Source organism: Asanoa sp. WMMD1127, assembly GCF_029626225.1.
Lineage (GTDB): Bacteria > Actinomycetota > Actinomycetes > Mycobacteriales > Micromonosporaceae > Asanoa.
The window spans coordinates 7,283,583-7,297,128 of the sequence record NZ_JARUBP010000001.1 but is presented as its reverse complement, the minus strand read 5'-3'; the positions used below and the strand labels follow the sequence as shown (position 1 = coordinate 7,297,128).

Annotated in this window: 17 protein-coding genes; 12 read left to right on the top strand and 5 right to left on the bottom strand. The window is 73.8% G+C overall.

The window, feature by feature from the left end:
• Positions 1–105: 105 nt before the first annotated feature.
• Complete coding sequence (locus O7635_RS34860) at positions 106–1,341, top strand: DUF2567 domain-containing protein (protein ID WP_278084752.1); 1,236 nt, start codon at positions 106–108, stop codon at positions 1,339–1,341.
• Positions 1,342–1,381: 40 nt separating this feature from the next.
• On the top strand, positions 1,382–2,281 hold the full coding sequence (locus tag O7635_RS34855) for an aminoglycoside phosphotransferase family protein (protein ID WP_278084751.1): 900 nt from the start codon (positions 1,382–1,384) through the stop codon (positions 2,279–2,281).
• Here O7635_RS34855 and O7635_RS34850 read toward each other — a convergent pair.
• Complete coding sequence (locus O7635_RS34850) at positions 2,274–3,047, bottom strand: LON peptidase substrate-binding domain-containing protein (protein ID WP_278084750.1); 774 nt, start codon at positions 3,045–3,047, stop codon at positions 2,274–2,276. The genes O7635_RS34855 and O7635_RS34850 overlap by 8 nt on opposite strands.
• 91 nt (positions 3,048–3,138) lie before the next feature.
• Here O7635_RS34850 and hisD point away from each other — a divergent pair, with 91 nt between their 5' ends.
• The 8 genes from hisD (at position 3,139) to hisF (ending at position 8,800) form a co-directional block, all read left to right on the top strand.
• Entirely contained in the window at positions 3,139–4,458 is a 1,320-nt protein-coding gene (hisD, locus tag O7635_RS34845) for a histidinol dehydrogenase (RefSeq protein ID WP_278084749.1), read from the top strand.
• Positions 4,455–5,525: a histidinol-phosphate transaminase gene (locus O7635_RS34840; RefSeq protein WP_278084748.1), complete on the top strand. Its 1,071-nt coding sequence runs from the start codon at positions 4,455–4,457 to the stop codon at positions 5,523–5,525. Before hisD ends, O7635_RS34840 begins: the two co-directional genes overlap by 4 nt.
• Positions 5,522–6,133: an imidazoleglycerol-phosphate dehydratase HisB gene (hisB, locus tag O7635_RS34835; protein WP_278084747.1), complete on the top strand. Its 612-nt coding sequence runs from the start codon at positions 5,522–5,524 to the stop codon at positions 6,131–6,133. The genes O7635_RS34840 and hisB overlap by 4 nt, the downstream gene beginning before the upstream one ends.
• A gap of 73 nt (positions 6,134–6,206) precedes the next feature.
• Complete coding sequence (locus O7635_RS34830) at positions 6,207–6,371, top strand: hypothetical protein (RefSeq protein WP_278084746.1); 165 nt, start codon at positions 6,207–6,209, stop codon at positions 6,369–6,371.
• The gene (hisH, locus tag O7635_RS34825) at positions 6,368–6,985 is read left to right on the top strand and encodes an imidazole glycerol phosphate synthase subunit HisH (RefSeq protein WP_278084745.1); all 618 of its coding nucleotides are present in this window, start codon (positions 6,368–6,370) and stop codon (positions 6,983–6,985) included. Before O7635_RS34830 ends, hisH begins: the two co-directional genes overlap by 4 nt.
• Positions 6,978–7,301 (top strand): hypothetical protein, encoded by a 324-nt coding sequence (locus tag O7635_RS34820; protein WP_278084744.1) that lies wholly within the window; start codon positions 6,978–6,980, stop codon positions 7,299–7,301. The genes hisH and O7635_RS34820 overlap by 8 nt, the downstream gene beginning before the upstream one ends.
• 24 nt (positions 7,302–7,325) lie before the next feature.
• Positions 7,326–8,048 carry a bifunctional 1-(5-phosphoribosyl)-5-((5-phosphoribosylamino)methylideneamino)imidazole-4-carboxamide isomerase/phosphoribosylanthranilate isomerase PriA gene (gene priA / locus O7635_RS34815; protein ID WP_278084743.1) on the top strand — a complete coding sequence of 241 codons (723 nt, stop codon included), beginning with the start codon at positions 7,326–7,328 and terminating at the stop codon, positions 8,046–8,048.
• Complete coding sequence (gene hisF / locus O7635_RS34810; protein WP_278084742.1) at positions 8,045–8,800, top strand: imidazole glycerol phosphate synthase subunit HisF; 756 nt, start codon at positions 8,045–8,047, stop codon at positions 8,798–8,800. Before priA ends, hisF begins: the two co-directional genes overlap by 4 nt.
• A 94-nt stretch (positions 8,801–8,894) precedes the next feature.
• Here hisF and O7635_RS34805 read toward each other — a convergent pair whose 3' ends face one another.
• Positions 8,895–9,017: a hypothetical protein gene (locus O7635_RS34805; protein ID WP_278084741.1), complete on the bottom strand. Its 123-nt coding sequence runs from the start codon at positions 9,015–9,017 to the stop codon at positions 8,895–8,897.
• A gap of 416 nt (positions 9,018–9,433) precedes the next feature.
• Between O7635_RS34805 and O7635_RS34800 the strand changes: the two genes are divergently transcribed.
• A complete protein-coding gene (locus tag O7635_RS34800; protein ID WP_278084740.1) occupies positions 9,434–9,754 on the top strand; it encodes a hypothetical protein in 321 nt (106 codons plus the stop codon).
• Between the two features lie 405 nt (positions 9,755–10,159).
• Here O7635_RS34800 and O7635_RS34795 read toward each other — a convergent pair whose 3' ends face one another.
• The 3 genes from O7635_RS34795 to O7635_RS34785 form a co-directional block, all read right to left on the bottom strand.
• On the bottom strand, positions 10,160–10,585 hold the full coding sequence (locus O7635_RS34795) for a hypothetical protein (protein ID WP_278084739.1): 426 nt from the start codon (positions 10,583–10,585) through the stop codon (positions 10,160–10,162).
• Complete coding sequence (locus tag O7635_RS34790) at positions 10,582–11,016, bottom strand: hypothetical protein (protein ID WP_278084738.1); 435 nt, start codon at positions 11,014–11,016, stop codon at positions 10,582–10,584. The genes O7635_RS34795 and O7635_RS34790 overlap by 4 nt, the downstream gene beginning before the upstream one ends.
• A gap of 82 nt (positions 11,017–11,098) precedes the next feature.
• Positions 11,099–11,767 carry a hypothetical protein gene (locus O7635_RS34785; RefSeq protein WP_278084737.1) on the bottom strand — a complete coding sequence of 223 codons (669 nt, stop codon included), beginning with the start codon at positions 11,765–11,767 and terminating at the stop codon, positions 11,099–11,101.
• Between the two features lie 59 nt (positions 11,768–11,826).
• On the opposite strand from O7635_RS34785, the gene O7635_RS34780 reads away from it, so the two are divergent.
• On the top strand, positions 11,827–13,281 hold the full coding sequence (locus tag O7635_RS34780) for a PLP-dependent aminotransferase family protein (RefSeq protein ID WP_278084736.1): 1,455 nt from the start codon (positions 11,827–11,829) through the stop codon (positions 13,279–13,281).
• Positions 13,282–13,546 lie beyond the last annotated feature (265 nt).

Here is a 13,546-nt window from a genome sequence, read left to right as displayed (position 1 = left end):
CCTGGGCCGGCGGCGCGCGACTGGTGTTGCTCATGTCGCTCCGGGCTTGATCGTCGGCGGCGGGGTGCGGTAGGCGATGGGCGATTCGCCTGAGAGGATCGGTCGGTGACCGCCGCCAGCCCCGAACCGACTGACGGTTCCTGGGCGGCGCCCGCCGGTTCCGGCGCCGCTCCCGCTTCGGGGGACGGCACCTGGTCGTCGGCGGACGCCCCGCCACCCCCGCCCGCGCCCACCGGCGGGTCCGCCGCGTCCCGTCCGGGACCGTGGGCCACGCCGCCGTCGGGCTGGCAGCCGCCGGATGCCCGGCCGCGGCCGGGGGTTCCGACCGCCGACTCAGGGCTCGACGCCGGGTCAGGCGACACGGGGAACGCCGGCGCGCGCGGTGCGCAGCCGGTGGGGCCGATCGGCGCCCCGGACTTGGGCGTCGACGCCGGGTCAGGCGACACGGGAAACGCCGGCTCGCGCGGTGCGGAGGCGGCGCCGCCGGCCGGCGGTGATCCCAGCGCGTCGGGCGGCTGGGCGGCGCCGACCGAGCATGACGGTGGCGTGGTGGTCGGGCCGCAGGACGGATGGGTGGGGCCGCGGGCGCCGGAGCCGCCGGCGTTGCCGTTGCGGCAGCGGCTCGGGGCGGCCGGGCTGACCGCGGTCGTGGTCGCCGTCGTGGGCGCCCCGCTCGGCCTGCTCTGGGCCCTGCTCGCGCCCGGGGTGCCGATCATCAAGACCGACGACGGCGCGGTCTTCGCGACGCCGAGCCCTGAGGAGTTCATCGCGTCGGACGGGTGGTTCACGATCCTGCTGTTCGTACTCGGCGTCCTGGCGGCGTTGGTGACGTGGATCGGGTTCCGGCGCCACCGCGGGCCGTGGACGCTCGCCGGGCTGGTCGTCGGCACGATCGGGGCCAGCATCCTGGCCTGGCAGGTCGGCCGGCGGATCGGGATCGGCGACTACCACGACAGGATCCTGGCGGCCAAGCCCGGCGAGCTGATCACCCGGCCGCCGGACCTGCGGGCCGGTGGGTTCACCAAGCTCTGGGACGTCGTCCCGTTCGTTCACGGCGACCTGCTCATCGCGACCTTCGGCGCCGTGATCATCTACACGCTGCTCGCCGGCTGGTCCCGCACGCCGTCGCTGCAACGCGAGCCTCAGCTCCCACAGCCGACGCCGAACAACCCGTTCTACGTCCTCGGCGTGCCCGGATCGGCCGACACCGGCCTCCCGGCCGCGCCCGGCGTCCCCGGCGACGACCCGGGCAGCGGCTTCCCGACCGCGCCGAACCCGCCCCACCATGGCCCGGGCGATCCCGGCGCTCCGGACGGGCAACAGCCTCGGCCGACGCCGTGAGCCGGCGCCGAGCCGCCGCCCGAGGCGACGCGGCCCGCTGATGCCGCCGACCACCGCCGACCTGGAGCCCCGTACCCAGGCCTGGGTCGACGACGCCCTGCCGCCCGGCCATGCCGTCACACGAGTGAGCACCCTGCGCGGCGGCTGGACCTCGCGGATCTGCCGGCTCGACGTCGAGGGCCCCGACGGCCCGTACGCCCTCGTCCTGCGTTCCTTCCAGACCCCCTTCTTCGTCCGCCACGCACCCAACCTGCTGGCCCGCGAAGCCGACATCCTGAGACTGCTCGCCGACACCGACGTCCCAGCCGCCCGACTCGTCGCGGTCGACCCGGCCGGCGACCACTGCGACCACCCGTCCCTGCTGATGACCCTGCTTAAGGGCCGCGTCGACCTGACCGAGGACCACTCCCCGGAACTGGCCCGCCGGCTGGTGCGGATCCACGCGATCACGCCGACGACCCGGCCGCGCACCTACCAGCCCTGGACCGACCCGGACCGGGTCCGGCCACCCGGCGGTGACGACGCCCTCTGGCGCAGGGCGATCAGCGAGATCCGGCGCGACCCGCCGCCGTACGAAGGCGCCTTCCTGCACCGCGACTTCCACCCCGGCAACGTCCTCTTCACCGGCGGCACGATCACCGGCGTCGTGGACTGGGTGGAGACCTCGTGGGGCCCGACCGACCTCGACGTCGCCCACTGCGCCACCGCCACCGCCCTCCTGCACGGCGCGGAGGCGGGGATGCGGTTCGCCGACCACTACCGCGACACCGGCGGCACGCTCGACGCGGACCCGGCCGCCCACCGCTACTGGCGATTGCTCGACGCCCTCGCCTTCGCCCCCGCCGCCGAGAAGGTGGTCGGGCCCTGGCGTGAACTCGGCCGCACCGACATCGACGCCGCGGCGCGACTCACCAGCTACGTCGAGGCCCTGCTCAGTTAGGCGAGGCCGGGACCGCCAGCTCCCGCAGCGGCACCGGCACCGCCCGCACCTGCCGCAGCAGCGCCGCCTCCCGGGTCAGCATCCGCAGCTCGGCCCGCAGCCGCCCGGCCGTGTCGGGCGTCGCCAGCAACCGCTGCCGGTCCTCCAGGCTCAGCGCCGCCGTGGCCGCGACCAGATGCGACAGCACCGTCGGGTCCTCGGGCAGCTGCTCGGTGAGCTCCTGCTCGTCGGCCCGGATCAGCGTCAGGTACTGCCGGAACACCGCCAGCACCCGCGGCGCCAGCAGGTCGGCGAGCTCCTCCTGGCCGGGCGGCTCGGGCAGCCACTCGACCTCGGCCATCAGGTAGGGCTCGGACGTCTTGTCGATCGACACCACCCGGAACCGGCGGCGGCCCACGGTGACGATGTCGTAGCGGCCGTCCGGCAGCTCGGTCACCTGGCGCAGCTCGGCCGTGCAGCCGACCTCGTGCAGCGCCACGTCGCCGGGGGAGGCGGGCGCGGCGGCGGGCGGTGGCGGGAGCGGGTGGACGGGCACCGGGCCGAGCCGCGGCGGGTCCGTGGGCGACTGCCCGGGCGGCGGGGCGGTGGGCAGCGTCTCCCAGCCCTGCTGGATCGCCACCACCCCGAACTCGCGTGGATCACCGTCCGGCCGGCTGAGCAGATGCTTCACGAGGTCGCGGTAGCGCTCCTCGAAGATGTGCAACGGCAGCACGAGGCCGGGGAAAAGCACCGTCCCAAGGGGGAAAACGGGCAGCCGCGACGTCACCGCCCGAGCCTAACGCCTGACCGGGCACCGAGGACCTAACCGTGCGAACGGCGGCGGAATCTCGATTGCTGGGACGCCTAGACTTGGCCAGGTGTTGAACCGGATCGACCTGCGCGGCGTCGACACCGACCCGCGCGGTCTGCTGCCCCGTGCCCGGCTCGACGTGTCGCAGGCCGTCGAGACCATCCGCCCGCTCGTCGAGGCGGTCCGGGAGCATGGGTTCCACGCGGTCCGGGAGGCGACGCAGCGGTTCGACGGCGTGACCCTCGACGAGCTGCGGGTCCCGCCCGAGACGATCAAGGCGGCCGAGCACAGCCTCGACCCCGACGTCCGGGCCGCCCTGCTGGAGGCGATCGCCCGGGCGCGGCGGGTCCACGAGGACCAGAAACGGCAGGACACCACCACCCAGGTCGTACGCGGCGGCACGGTCACCGAGCGCTGGGTCCCGGTCGAGCGGGTCGGCCTCTACGTCCCCGGCGGCCTGGCGATGTATCCGTCCACGGTCGTGATGAACGTCGTGCCCGCCCAGGTGGCCGGCGTCGACGCGCTGGTCGTGGTCAGCCCGCCCCAGAAGGACAACGGCGGCCTGCCCGACCAGCGGGTGCTGGCCGCGTGCGCGCTGCTCGGCGTCGACGAGGTCTACGCGATCGGCGGCGCGCAGGCGATCGCGGTGCTCGGCCACGGCAGCACCACCAACGCCGACGGCACCGGCTACTGCCGGCCGGTCGACATCATCACCGGCCCGGGCAACGTCTGGGTGACCGCGGCCAAGCGGATCCTGCGCTCCGGCGGCACGGTGGGCATCGACGCCGAGGCCGGGCCGACCGAGATCGCCGTCCTGGCCGACGACACCGCCGACCCCGGCCACGTCGCCGCCGACCTGATCAGCCAGGCCGAGCACGACCCCCTCGCGGCCAGCGTGCTGGTCACCACGTCGCCCGCGCTGGCGGACGCCGTCGACCGCGAGCTGCCGGGCCGGGTCGCGAAGACGAAGCACACCGGGCGGATCACCGCCGCGCTGACCGGCGAGCAGTCCGGCACGGTGCTCGTCGACGACCTCGACCAGGGGCTGCGCGTCGTCAACGCGTACGCCGCCGAGCACCTCGAGATCCAGACCCGGGACGCCCGCGAGGTCGCGTTCCGGGTGCGCAACGCGGGCGCGATCTTCGTGGGCCCGTTCGCGCCGGTCTCGCTCGGCGACTACTGCGCCGGCTCCAACCACGTGCTGCCGACCGGCGGCTGCGCCCGGCACTCCAGCGGCCTGTCCGTGCAGTCGTTCCTGCGCGGGATCCACATCGTGGAGTACGACGAGGCGGCGCTGCGCGAGGCCGCCCCGCACGTGGTGACCCTGGCCACCGTCGAGGACCTGCCGGCGCACGGCGAGGCGGTCACGGCGAGGTTCCCGGCATGACCCACCTCGACGACCTCCCGCTGCGCGACGACCTGCGGGGGCTGACCCCCTACGGCGCGCCGCAGCTCGACGTGCCGGTCCGGCTCAACACCAACGAGAACTCCTACTCCGTGCCCGACGACGTCGTCGAGGCGATCGGCAAGGCGGTCCAGGACGAGCTGCGCGACCTCAACCGCTACCCCGACCGCGACGCGGTGGCGCTGCGGTCCGACCTGGCGGCCTACCTCGGGCACGGGCTGACCGTCGCCAACGTCTGGGCGGCCAACGGCTCCAACGAGATCCAGCAGCAGCTCCTGCAGGCGTTCGGCGGGCCGGGGCGCACGGCGCTCGGCTTCACGCCGGCCTACTCGATGCACCCCCTGCTGGCCGTCGGCACGGGCACCGGCTGGGTCGACGGCCGCCGCGGCGCCGACTTCACCCTGACCGCCGCCGACGTGGTCGCGCAGGTGCGCGCGTACGCGCCGGATCTGGTCTTCCTCTGCTCGCCCAACAACCCCACCGGCACGGCGCTGCCGCCGGACGTGGTGACCGCGGTGCTCGACGTGGCGCCGGGGATGGTCGTCGTCGACGAGGCGTACGCGGAGTTCGCCCGCCCCGGCACCCCGAGCGCGCTCACCGTGCTGCCCGGCCACCCCCGGCTCGTGGTGACCCGCACGATGAGCAAGGCGTTCGGCTTCGCCGGCGGCCGGCTGGGCTACCTCGCCGCCGACCCGGCCGTGGTCGACGCCGTCCAGCTCGTCCGCCTGCCCTACCACCTCAGCGCGCTGACCCAGGCCGCCGCCCGCGCCGCCGTGGCCCACCGCGACGGCCTGCTCGCCACCGTCGAGGCGATCAAGGAGCAGCGCGACCGGATCGTGGCCACGCTGCGGTCCCGCGGGCTGACCGTGGCCGACAGCGACGCCAACTTCGTGCTCTTCGAGGTCGGCGGCGACCAGCGGGCCGCCTGGCAGGCCCTGCTCGACCGGGGCGTGCTCGTCCGCGACGTCGGCCTGCCCGGCTGGCTGCGGGTCACCGCCGGCACGCCCGAAGAGACCGACGCTTTCCTCACCGCGATGGAGTCCTTGTGAGCCGCATCGGCCGCGTGGAGCGGACCACCAACGAGACCAAGGTGTCGGTCGAGATCGACCTCGACGGCACCGGCCGTGCCGAGATCTCGACCGGGGTCGGCTTCTACGACCACATGCTCAACCAGATCGCCCGGCACGGCGGCTTCGACCTGACCGTGCGGACGGTCGGCGACCTCGAGATCGACGCCCACCACACGATGGAGGACACCGCGATCGCGCTCGGCACGGCGTTCGCCGAGGCGTTGGGTGACAAGGCCGGGATCCAGCGGTACGGCAGCGCCACGGTCCCCATGGACGAGGTACTGGTGCGGGCCGCGGTCGACCTGTCCGGCCGGGCCTACGTGGTGCACGACGAGCCGCCGCTGGCGCCGTACATCGGGCCGGTCTATCCCACCAGCATGACCCGGCACATCTTCGAGTCGTTCGGCCTGGCGGCCAAGGTCACGCTGCACGTCGACGTGCTGCGGGCGGCCCGCCCCGGCGGCAACCCCGACGCCCACCACGTCGTCGAGGCCCAGTTCAAGGCGGTCTCCCGGGCGCTGCGGGCCGCGGTGGCGATCGACCCCCGCTCCGGCGGCGCGGTCCCGTCCACGAAGGGCGCACTGTGAGCGAGCGGAGCGAGCGAACCGGTTGGCTCAGTGAGCCCGGCTCTTGGCGTGCCTCGCGAAGCGAGGGGCGGCTATGAGCTCGGTGGTGCCGGTTCTGTTGCTGGGCCTGGCCGGGATCCTGTCCGGCGGCGCCTACTCGATGCACAAGCAGGGCGCGGCGCGCGGCGGTGTCGTCTTCGTCGGTCTGCTGGCGGCGCTCGCGCTGGTCGGCGGCATCCTCTGGCTGGTGCCGTCGTGACCGCCCGCAAGGTGGTCGTCCTCGACTACGGCTCCGGCAACCTGCGCTCGGCGCAGCGGGCCCTGGAGCGGGTGGGGGCGGACGTCACCGTGACCCCCGACCTGGCGGCTGCCGCCGACGCCGACGGCCTGGTGGTGCCGGGCGTCGGCGCCTACGCCGCGTGCATGGCCGGCATCGACGCGCTGCCCGGCGCGGCCGGCCGGGTGATCGCCGAGCGCGTCTCGGCGGGCCGCCCGGTGCTCGGCATCTGCGTCGGCATGCAGGTGCTGTTCGAGGCGGGCGAGGAGCACGGCGTGGTGACCAAGGGGCTGGGCCTGCTGCCCGGCACGGTCACCCGGCTCGCCGCGCGCCGCGTCCCGCACATGGGCTGGAACACGGTCGCCCCGCCGGCCGACTCGGTGCTGTTCGCCGGCCTGCCCGACGACACGAGGTTCTACTTCGTCCACTCGTACGCGGCCCACGACCCCGGGAGCGGAGTCACCTGGACCACCCACGAGACGCCGTTCGTGGCCGCGGTCGAGCGGGGCGCGCTGTCGGCGACCCAGTTCCACCCCGAGAAGTCCGGCGACGCGGGCGCGACCCTGCTCGGCAACTGGCTGGCCACCCTTGGCTAAGGAACGCGCCCTGCGCCGGGCCGCCCGCGAGGCGGAGGCCGCCAAGCTCCGCGCCAAGCGGGCCCGCGTCTCCGCGCGCCGCCAGCGCCGCCGGGCCCTGGTCAACCGGCTGACCCCGAAGCGCCGCCGCACCGGCCGCCTGCTGGTCCGGCGCAGCCGCGGCGAGCGGGCCGGCATCGCCGTCGTCACGCTCGTGCTGCTCGCGCTGGTCTGGTTCCTGGTCGACGACCTGGCGCTGCGCCTCGTGCTCACCGTGCTCCTGCTGCTCTGCCTGCCGGCCCTGGTCGTCGTCGCCCTGGGCCGCCGGGCCGGATAGATCGCTCTCCTGCGGAGGAAGACCATGACGCTGCACCTGCTGCCCGCCGTCGACGTCGCCGACGGCCAGGCCGTCCGCCTCGTGCAGGGCGCCGCCGGCACCGAGACCGGCTACGGCGACCCGCTGGAGGCGGCCCTGGCCTGGCAGCACGACGGGGCCGAGTGGGTGCATCTGGTCGACCTCGACGCCGCGTTCGGCCGCGGCTCCAACGCTCCGTTGCTGGCCTCCGTCGTGTCGCGCCTCGACGTCAAGGTCGAGCTGTCCGGTGGCATCCGCGACGACGCCTCGCTGCGGGCGGCGCTGGCCACCGGGGCGGCCCGGGTCAACATCGGCACGGCCGCGCTCGAGGACCCGGAGTGGTGCGACCGGGTCGTCGGCGAATACGGCGACCGCGTGGCGATAGGGCTCGACGTGCGCGGACGCACGCTGTCGGCCCGCGGCTGGACCCGCGACGGCGGCGACCTGTTCGAGGTGCTGGAGCGGCTCGACAAGGCCGGGGCCGCGCGGTACGTGGTCACCGACATCACCAAGGACGGCATGATGCGCGGACCCAACCTCGACCTGCTGCGCGAGGTCTGCGCCCGCACGCCCGCGCCCGTGATCGCCTCCGGCGGCGTGTCCACCTTGGACGACCTGCGCGCGCTGGCCACGCTGGAGAGTGAGGGAGTGGAAGGCGTGATCGCCGGCAAGGCGTTGTACGCGGGCGCCTTCACCGTCCGCGAGGCGTTGGCGGTGCTGGCGTCGTGAGCGTCGCGGTCCGGGTGATCCCGTGCCTCGACGTCGACGCGGGGCGGGTGGTCAAGGGCGTCAACTTCGTCGACCTGCGCGACGCCGGGGACCCGGTGGAGCTGGCGGCGGCCTACGACGCGGCCGGGGCCGACGAGCTGACGTTCCTCGACGTGACGGCGTCGTCGGACGACCGAGGGACGATGCTCGACGTCGTACGGCGTACCGCCGAGTCCGTGTTCATCCCCCTGACCGTCGGTGGCGGTGTGCGTTCGGTGTCCGATGTGGACACTCTGCTGCGGGCCGGCGCCGACAAGGTCGGGGTCAACACGGCGGCGATCGCGCGGCCGGAGCTGGTGCGCGAGATCGCGGAGCGGTTCGGCAACCAGGTGCTGGTGCTGTCGCTGGACGTGCGGCGGTCGCCGTTCGGGGATTTCGAGGTGACGACGCACGGCGGCCGTAAGGGGACCGGGCTCGACGCGATCGAGTGGGCCCGGCGGGTGGCCGACCTGGGAGCGGGGGAGATCCTGCTCAACTCGATGGACGCCGACGGGACCAAGGCCGGGTTCGACCTGGAGCTGATCCGGCTGGTCCGGGCCGCGGTGGACATCCCGGTCATCGCCAGCGGCGGCGCGGGGGCGGCTGCGCACTTCCCGCCGGCGGTCGACGCCGGGGCCGACGCGGTGCTGGCCGCCTCGGTGTTCCACTTCGGAGAGCTGCGCATCGGCGACGTGAAGACGGTGCTGCGTGCGGCCGGCCACCCCGTCCGGTAACCGGTGGGCGTCCGCGAGAACCTGATCCCACCGGCCGGCCGGCCCCGGGCGTACGCCCTGGTCAGCTTGGTCTTCGGTGTCGGGGTGGGCACGTCTACCTGATCGAGGCGGTCGACCCGGAGACCCGGGTACGCACCCAGGCGTTCGCCCGCTCCTGGCTCAACGTCGGCTGGTCGGCCGGCGCGGGCCTGGCGGCGCTGGCGCTGGCGGTCGACACGCGGTGGGCGTACCTGGCGCTGCCGTTGACCAACGCTGTCGTGCTGCTGGCCAACCTGGCACTGATCGCCCGCCTGCCCGCGGGTCCTCCCGGCCGGGCCAGGCGCGCTCGTGCGGTCGGCGAGCGGCACGTCTTCGCCGACCGCCAGTTCCTGGCGGTGACGGTGCTGCTGGCCTACGGCACGATCGAACTGCAGGTCGCGCCCCTGTGGCTGCTCACACACACCGACGCGCCGAAGTGGTGGATCGGCGTGCTGACCCTGATCAACACCATCATGGCGACAACGTTGCAGGTAGCCATGACCCGCGGCGCACATCCTCCCCGGCGCGGCCCGCGCCCTCCGCCTGGGCGGCCTGGCCGCGGCCCTGGGCTGCCCGATCTTCTACCTGGCCGGCGCCACGTCAGGCGTGGTCACGATGATCGTCTTCGTCGTGGCGACGGTGTTGTTCACGCTGTCGGAGATGTGGCAGTCGGCGGGCTCATGGACCCTGGCAGCGGAACTGCCGCCGCCCGGCCGCCGAGGCGAGTACTTCGGCGCCTTCCGCATGGGCAACTCGGCCATCGAGATGATCGGCCCGGCCGCCCTGATCGCCCTGGCCGTCACCACGGGCGGCTGGGGCTGGTTCCTGATCGGCGGAGTCTTCCTCGGCGCGGCCCTGGCCGCGGTCCCCCTGGTCGACTGGGTCGCCCGCCACCGCGCCGCCCCCACCCCAGAGCCGACCCCGGCCTTGACCTGAACCCGCCCGTTACCGCAGGGTTGCGGCCGCCCGGCCGACTTGGGCTTTGACCTGAACCGGCCCCACCTCACGGTTGCGGCCGCTGGGCCGACTCCAGCGTGACCTGAACCCGCTCGGCAGCGGGTCCCGCCGGCGCGGCGGGCGGTTCCTCTTCCGGGACTGCCGGCGGGAACCGGGGCGGCTCGACTCCGGCCTGCGTGCCCTGCGGCACCCGCTCGTTCGGCGTGTTGCGAACCCGGGCGTGTTTGGGGGGAGGCCGGAGGTGTCGTCGGAGGCGTACATGCTTTGTCATGTGCGTACATGCCGAAGCATGTCCACGCTCGGCACATCCCTCCCTCCGCCGCGACACGCCCACAAGCGAAACGCCGAGGCAAACCAGCCGCGAATCCCACGGCGGGCGGGCGGTCAGCCCAGGCGGGTGTAGGTCAGGCCGAAGTCGTGCTCCCACTCCGCGCCCGGCATCGCCTTCTCCCATGCGCCGTCGATGCGGTTGCCGTCGACGGTGAAGGTGCCCGTGAAGCGTTGGGCGAAGTGGAACGGTGAGAAGTCCCCGGTTTCCCGCGTCAGGGTCCACACGCGGTCGTCGAACGTCATCGCGTACACGCGGCTGACGCCCCGCGAGTCGAAATAGTGCTGCGTGTAGCGGCCGTTCTCGGCCCGGGCGGCCACGAGGGAGAAGCTGTCCGGCGCCTCGGGGATCGGGATCTCCGTGCGCTGCGCCAGGTAGGTCCCGCCCAGCGTCCACTCGAAGACGCTCCGCGCCGCGGTCGGCGGCATCCCCGGGAACGACGCCTCCACCGCCCACTCGCCGACGAAGATCTCCAGGCTCACGAGTGGGCGCTTTCGTCGGGGTCGGTGCGGCCCGCGTACTCCAGGATCGCCGCGGCGTGGTCCGCGTCGTCGAGCGTCCAGTCGCCGTCGTCGGCCAGCGGGCGGCGCAGCAGTTGCGTGTAGACCGTGTCCACCGCGCCCACGCCGACGCGCCGGTTGCGCCACATCGCGGCGCCGGTCGAGGTCACCTGGAACCAGCCGTCGACGACCGTGATCAGGCCTGCCCCGGTCAGCCGGCGGACCGCCTCCTCGACCTCACGCCGGCCCGGCAGCACCTGGCGCAGGTGGTCGGCCATCGAGAGCACGTCCGCGAGCCGTACGCCCTCCGGTCGTCTCGTCGTCGCCGAGCGCATGTGCCGCCCCGCGCCGTTGGCCATCACCACCGCGACGAAGATCCACGCGTCGGATCGTCGCCAGCCGTCCTGCCCCATGGCCCCATGATGCCAACGTCAACGAGCCATGAACATTGTGGTGATCTTTTGTTTACCTGAAACCTTCACCAGTCTCGATGCATCATGCAGCCGGGTCGGGCAGCGGGCGGGCGCTCACCCGGCCCGCCGACGGGCGCACCGTGAACAGCGGAATGAAGACGTGGTTGAGGGGTCCGATCAGGAGGGCGTACGCCACCGTGCCCACGCCGACCGTGCCTCCGAGCAGCACGCCGGCGGCGAGGACGGACAGTTCGATCACGGTACGGGTGAGCCGGATCGACCGGCCCGGCTTGCGCGCCACCCAGCCGGTCATCAGGCCGTCGCGGGGGCCCGGACCGAGCCGCGCTCCGATGTAGAGGCCGCCCGCGACGCCGTTGAGGACGATGCCGAGGACGAGGAAGGTGATCCGCACCGCCAGCGGGTCCGGCGTCGGCAGCAGGGCCAGGGTGGCGTCCACCGCCAGCCCGATGAGGACGATGTTGCTGACGGTGCCGATGCCCGGCTTCTGCCGCAGGGGGATCCAGAGCAGCAGCACGGCCGCGCCGACGATGATCACGATGGTGCCGAACGAGAGGCCCGTCCGCTCGGCGAGGCCCTGGTGGAAGACGTCCCAGGGGTCCAGTCCGAGCGCCGACTCGATCATGAGGCCCATGCTCGCGCCGTACAGCGCCAGCCCGACGAACAGCTGCGTGAGCCGCCGGGGAAGCCGGTCGCGCAGGCCGGAGGGTGCGTGGTTGCTCTCGGACACCATGCATGCCACTCTGGAACCAATTGGTGTGGTGCTGAAGAGCCAATTCGCGAGGAGTGGATATGACGAGCCTGGTCCGTGGAAGCCAACTCGCCCGGCTCCTCGGCCACTGGCACGCCTTGCCGGGCCGCCGGCGCAACCCTGACTACGCCGCCCTGGCCGGGGCGGTCCGCGGGTTGCTCTCCGACGGCCGGCTGCCGCTGGGCATCCGCCTCCCCGCCGAACGCGAGCTCGCCGAGGCGCTCAAGGTCAGCCGGACCACCGTCACGGCCGCGTACCGGGAGCTGCGCGAGAGTGGCCACCTGACCAGTCGCCGCGGCGCGGGCAGCTGGACCACGCTGCCGGGCGGTCACCGGGTCGCCAGCACCGGCCTGTGGACCCCGCTCAACGACCTGGGCATGATCGACCTGGGCTGCGCCGCCCTCGCCGCGCCCGCGGAGCTGATCCCCGCGGCCCGCGCCGCCGCCGACGAGCTGCCGCGCTACCTGGGCGACGCCGGCTACCACCCGACCGGCCTGGTCGAGCTGCGCGAGGCGGTCGCGCGCGGGTTCACCGACCGTGGCCTGCCGACCAGCCCCGACCAGATCATGGTCACCAGCGGCACCCAGCAGGCCCTCGACCTGGTGCTGCGGCTGACGGTCCAGGCGGGCAACGGCGTACTCATGGAATCGCCGACCTATCCCAACGCCCTGGCCGCCCTGTCGGCGCGCCGCGCCCGGATCACCACGCACGGCCTCGACCCGGCGGCCGGCTGGGACGGCGAGCTGCTGCTGGGCGCGCTGCGGCAGACCACACCCCGACTGGCGTACGTCATCCCGGAGTTCCACAACCCCACCGGCCACCTGATGCCGGCGGACCTGCGGGAGCGGATGGTCGCCACGGCCCACTCGACCGGCACCGACCTGGTCGTCGACGAGTCCTTCGTGGACCTGCCGCTGGACGGCGTCGAGATGCCGCCACCGGTCGCGATGTTCGACCGCCACTCCCGCGTGATCACCATCGGCGGCATGAGCAAGCCCTACTGGGGCGGCCTGCGCATCGGCTGGGTCCGCGCCTCGGCCCCGACGGTCCAACGCCTGGCCGCCCTGCGCGTCGGCGTCGACATGTCGAGCCCGGTCCTGGACCAGCTGGTGGCCGCCCAACTGCTGGACCGCGCCGACACGATCGTCCCGGCCCGCCAGGCGCAGCTGGCCACCCAACGCGACGCCCTGCTGACGGCGCTGTCGGAACACCTCCCGGAGTGGCGCGTCCACCCACCGCAGGGCGGCGTGACGTTGTGGGCGGAGCTGGACGGGCCCATCTCGAGCGCATTGGCGCGGGCGGCGGAGGAGGTGGGGGTGCGGTTGGCGCCGGGGCCGCGGTTCGGCCTGGACGGGACGCTGGAGCGGTTCCTCCGCCTGCCCTACACACTGCCGGCGGAGGACCTGGTGGACGCGGTCAAGCGCATCGCCACGGTCCGCTACGACCTGGACCGCACGCCTGCCCCGGGCTGGCGCAAACCGGTCGTCATCGCCTGACGCCTTCCTGCTCAGCGCCTCCAGTCGCTCAGGAGAAACCGCCCGGTGCCGGGCCGCCCGGGCCGGTCGCTCGCCTTGGTCGTGCCGGCCGCCCTGGCCGCAAGACGACCGTGCTCGGGTCGGCGGTTCGTCAGACCGGCGGCCCAGGGCGGTGGCTCCGTTGAGCCGGCCGCTCGGCTTGGATGGAACCGGCGGACGTGATCATGTGCGCTTCACCTGGCAGATGGCCGCACATCTCGACGATCGAGTGCATCAGATCTGGTGA